Annotated in this window: 4 protein-coding genes and 1 pseudogene; all 5 read right to left on the bottom strand. The window is 67.9% G+C overall.

Going from position 1 to position 1,609, the window contains the following annotated elements:
• Positions 1-174, bottom strand: a 174-nt coding sequence (locus BN903_RS04775) for an ATP-binding cassette domain-containing protein (protein ID WP_048076619.1), incomplete at its 3' end; no start/stop codon positions are given.
• Positions 175-249: 75 nt separating this feature from the next.
• Positions 250-915, bottom strand: coding sequence for a translation initiation factor IF-6 (locus tag BN903_RS04770; RefSeq protein ID WP_048076618.1), 666 nt, complete (start codon positions 913-915; stop codon positions 250-252).
• A 1-nt stretch (position 916) separates the two neighbouring features.
• Entirely contained in the window at positions 917-1,195 is a 279-nt protein-coding gene (locus tag BN903_RS04765) for a 50S ribosomal protein L31e (protein WP_048076617.1), read from the bottom strand.
• A complete protein-coding gene (locus BN903_RS04760) occupies positions 1,196-1,348 on the bottom strand; it encodes a 50S ribosomal protein L39e (protein WP_004050128.1) in 153 nt (50 codons plus the stop codon).
• Between the two features lie 92 nt (positions 1,349-1,440).
• Positions 1,441-1,609 (bottom strand): annotated as a pseudogene (locus BN903_RS16440) (M20 family peptidase); the annotation flags it as partial.

Raw genomic sequence — 1,609 nt, 5'->3', positions numbered from 1 at the left:
GCCGCTCGTCGGCGACAGGAAGCCGAGCAGCGTGCGGATCGCGGTCGTCTTCCCCGCGCCGTTCGGTCCGAGGAAGCCGAACACCTCGCCGTCCTCGACGGCGAAGGAGACGTCTTCGATCCCCCGCACGTCGCCGTAGTACTTCGTGAGACTTCGGCACTCGATAGCGGGCATACCGCACGCAACACCGTTGCGACTCTTAAATGTGCGAGTGGTTCGAAAACGAAGGCGGGAGCGTCGACGAACGGCTCAGTCGATGAAGCCGAGCGTCTCCTCGATCCGGCCCAGCTCCGGCCCGGTCGTATCCTCGCCGACGACGTATCCCTCGTCGGTGGCGACGAGGCCGGAGCCGACGAGCGGCGCGCCGTAGTTGACGGTGCCGAGGTCGGCGCGCACGTCGAGCGCCTCCTCGACCGCCTGAAGTTCCGATTCGGTCGACTGGGGGTGACAGAGCACGCCCGTGTTGTTGGCGACCGCCGCGGTGCCGACGGTGCGGACGCCGCCGAGGTCGCCGCGAGTGACGGGGACGTCGAGGGCGTCTTTGATCGTCTGGATCGACTCGCGCGAGAGGTCCGGGTGGACGTACGCGCCGTAGTCGTTCGCGAGGACGACGTTCCCGGCGGCGTTGATCTCGCCCGGCAGCTCGGACACCGGAACGCCGGCGACGTCCGCGATCCGGTCCTTCTCGCGCTCGGTCGCGCGCGAGGAGACGAGGATTCCCTCCTCGTTGCCCGTCGCGAGCGCGCCGACCGTGTTGGACCGGCCGACCGTCGTGAGCAGCGGCTCCGCGCCGAGTTCCGCGCCGAGATCGTCGGCGAGGTCCTCGTCGACATCGGGCCGGATCAACAGGAGGTCGTCGACCGCGCGGGCGAAGACGCCCACGTACGACGAGCCGGTGAAGGTCGCCCGTAACACGTTACTCCGCGTGCTCGGCCTCGACGACCGGCTCGCCGTCCTCGACGAACCGAGCCGCGCGGACTCGAACCGTGCTGGGCGGGTTCTGTCGCCCGTTCGACCAGACGGCCTCGTTGACGGACCCGTCGATGATCACGTCGTCCTCCTCGACGGAGAAGTGCTTCGCGAGGTGCTGGCGCGTGATCTTCATCGCGTAGTCGGCGCGCTGCTGGACGGGCTTGTCCTTGGCGTCGCGGAGCGGGACGGTGACGACGCGCTCCTCGAAGTCGTTCGTGGACATCTATTCGTCCAGGTCGTTCCGACGCCAGTTGCGCCGCTTGGGGTTTCGCGTCACGTTCATGTCCGTCTTCATCATGACCCACGCGGGGACGCGGGTGTTCTGGCGTTCCGCCTTCGCCAGACGCTTCTTTTGAGCCTTCGACTTATCTCCCATAGTGGCGCACACTTTCCGCGGGTCGCATAAAACCCCTTCCATACGGGGTCGCGCGCGGACCGGAGTGATCGGCCCATGACCCCCCGTATCCGCTACAACTCCCGCTCCGCGAGCCCTGCGTATATCTCGTAACAGCGGTCGAGAACGTCTAGGCTCGCGCTCTCCGTGTCAGTGTGCGCCTCCCCCGGCTCTGAGGCCCCGCAGACGAGGCAGTCGGTCCCGGCCTGCGCGAGCCAGCCGGCGTCGGTCGCGTGCGGCTTC

The sequence above is a fragment of the Halorubrum sp. AJ67 genome, assembly GCF_000513435.1.
The sequence above is the reverse complement of the archived record's forward strand: the minus strand, read 5'-3'. Positions and strand labels throughout refer to the sequence as shown.

Bases quoted from the DNA above. Each gene is read 5' to 3' on its own strand.
- BN903_RS04765 (WP_048076617.1), bottom strand. From the start codon at position 1,195: ATGTCCACGAACGACTTCGAGGAGCGCGTCGTCACCGTCCCGCTCCGC.
- BN903_RS04760 (WP_004050128.1), bottom strand. From the start codon at position 1,348: ATGGGAGATAAGTCGAAGGCTCAAAAGAAGCGTCTGGCGAAGGCGGAA.